The organism is Vogesella mureinivorans (assembly GCF_007644035.1).
In the GTDB taxonomy this organism is placed as follows: domain Bacteria; phylum Pseudomonadota; class Gammaproteobacteria; order Burkholderiales; family Chromobacteriaceae; genus Vogesella; species Vogesella mureinivorans.
On sequence record NZ_VMTV02000789.1, the window covers coordinates 1 to 349 of the forward strand.

1 protein-coding gene is annotated in these 349 nt (G+C 52.1%); it reads left to right on the plus strand.

Annotation, left to right across the window (positions count from 1 at the left end; all coding sequences use genetic code 11):
* A partial coding sequence (locus FLQ44_RS18235) for a nucleotide-binding protein (protein WP_439144949.1) occupies nt 1-349 on the plus strand: 349 nt, incomplete at both ends.

Below are 349 nucleotides of genomic sequence, written 5' to 3' on the forward strand. Positions count from 1 at the left end.
TATGTGCAGGAATGTTTTGCCCGTCATACTCAGGCGGTAGAGTACGCCTTGGTAGAAGGGGTGATGGGGCTTTTTGATGGTGTGGAGGGGACTGGGAACTGGAAACTGGGAACTGGGCAAGATTCCCAATCTCCGGTCACTTTTGCAAGTACGGCTCACGTTGCGCGGCTGTTGGATTTGCCGATATTGTTGGTGTTAGATTGCAGCAGGTTGTCGGGTTCGGTGGCTGCGATCGCGCACGGTTTCCGTTCCTTTGATCCGCGTCTCAAATTTGCGGGAGTAGTTTTAAATCGAGTCGGAAGCGATCGCCACTTGCAACTTCTCCAAGATGCCCTAGAAGCTTTGCAAT